The organism is Streptomyces sp. NRRL B-24572 (assembly GCF_002156145.1).
GTDB lineage: Bacteria > Actinomycetota > Actinomycetes > Streptomycetales > Streptomycetaceae > Streptomyces > Streptomyces vietnamensis.
The window spans coordinates 1-1,554 of sequence record NZ_MWIG01000826.1; the positions used below are offsets into that span (position 1 = coordinate 1).

Genomic DNA, 1,554 nt, shown 5'->3' on the forward strand with positions numbered 1-1,554 from the left:
GCCCTCACGATCCGGGGCGCCCCGGGTGGTGCGGGCGCCCCGGATCGTGAGGGCGCCGCGGGCTCCGGGGCCTCGGGGTCCCTCGGGAACGGGCTCTCGCTCATGTCCGTTCACTCCTCTCCGCCGCCTTCGAACCGGCACCCGCCGGGGTCCGGGCGGGCTCGGCCGCCGTTCGCCCTTCACCCGCCGGAGTCCGGGCGCTCCCGGTCGGCCTGCGGGCCGGACCGCCCGCGCCGAAGCCGGGGCAACCCGGGCGGTCGTCGCCGTTCTGGCGGCAGAAGCCCTCGACCGCGGTCTCGCCCGAGCGGGCGGTGCCGACGGCCCAGACGCTGCCGTCGACCTCCTCGACGAGGAGCACCTTCGGCAGGCCGCGCGGGGGCGGACCCGCGGTGACCTCTCCCGTACGGGCGTCGAAGACGCCCTCGTGGCAGGGGCAGTACAGCTCGCCCTCGCTCCCCCGTTCCCTGCGCCAGAGCACGGCGCAGGCGAGGTGGGTGCAGACGGCGGAGTAGCCGGCGAGGGTGCCGTCGTCCATGCGGACGGCGATGGCCCGGTCCTCGTCGCCGGGGTAGCGGAAGGCGAGCGACTCCCCCGGTTCGATCCGGTCGGCGATCCTCTTGGGCTCGGGGGCGCTCTCGCTGTCGCCGTGCCGGTGCAGGATGCCGGAGGCGACGCCGATGCCGCCCACGGCGAGGCCGCCGGAGACGGTGGCGACGATCCGCAGGTAGTCGCGGCGGGTGGTGAGGGAGTCGGCGGCGATCCGGTCGTGGAGCGCTTCCCGGGCCGCGTCGGCGTGGGCGTCCGGGGCCGGCGGCTGCGGGTCGATGACGCTCAACGGACGTCCCTTCCATTGATCTCGACGACGGGAAGGCCGCCGGGCACCGGCCACTGGACCTTGTCGGCGGGGACGACCATCGCCACTCCGGTGGAGACGGTCGTGCTGCCGAAGGTGAAGGAGTCGGCGACCTGGACGCCGGGGCGTTCGGCGCGGAGCTCGTCGAGGGTGCCGTAGAAGAGGGCTCCGGTGGGGCAGACGGTGGCGCACATGGGGGCGAGGCCGTAGGCGGTGCGGTCGTAGCAGAGGTTGCACTTCATCTGGAGCTTCGCCTGGAGGTCGATCTTGGGGACGCCGAACGGGCAGGCGTTGACGCAGTTGGCGCAGCCGATGCAGCGGGTGGTGTCGGCCTGCTGCACGACGCCGTCGGCGGTGACGAGGATCGCGTCGGCGGGGCAGACCTCGGCACAGGGGGCGACGGGGTCCTCGCAGTGCATGCAGACGGTGGGGAGGGAGGCGACGGAGCGGCCCTCGTCGGGGTAGTCGAGGTGGATCATCGACTTGCCGCGGTGGGAGTCGCATTCGCGGCAGGCGGAGACGCAGGCCTGGCAGCCGATGCAGCGGCCCGGGTCGATGAAGATCGTGCGGCCCATCATGTGCGGGTCAGCTCCTCTCCGCGGTGCCGCGGCCCTGGGGCGAGGTGGGGGGCAGCGGGTCGGTGCGGGAGACCTGGGTCTCCGGGTAGGCCCGGTGTCCGGGGGCGGTGGGCGGGGCGGGGA

The 1,554-nt window shown here is 74.6% G+C and carries 2 protein-coding genes; both read right to left on the bottom strand.

What is annotated here, in order from left to right:
* Positions 1-100 precede the first annotated feature (100 nt).
* Positions 101-835, bottom strand: a complete 735-nt coding sequence (locus tag CCN56_RS36695; protein ID WP_086832059.1) for a ubiquinol-cytochrome c reductase iron-sulfur subunit — start codon at positions 833-835, stop codon at positions 101-103.
* The gene (locus CCN56_RS36700; RefSeq protein ID WP_086832060.1) at positions 832-1,431 is read right to left on the bottom strand and encodes a 4Fe-4S dicluster domain-containing protein; all 600 of its coding nucleotides are present in this window, start codon (positions 1,429-1,431) and stop codon (positions 832-834) included. The genes CCN56_RS36695 and CCN56_RS36700 overlap by 4 nt, the downstream gene beginning before the upstream one ends.
* Positions 1,432-1,554 lie beyond the last annotated feature (123 nt).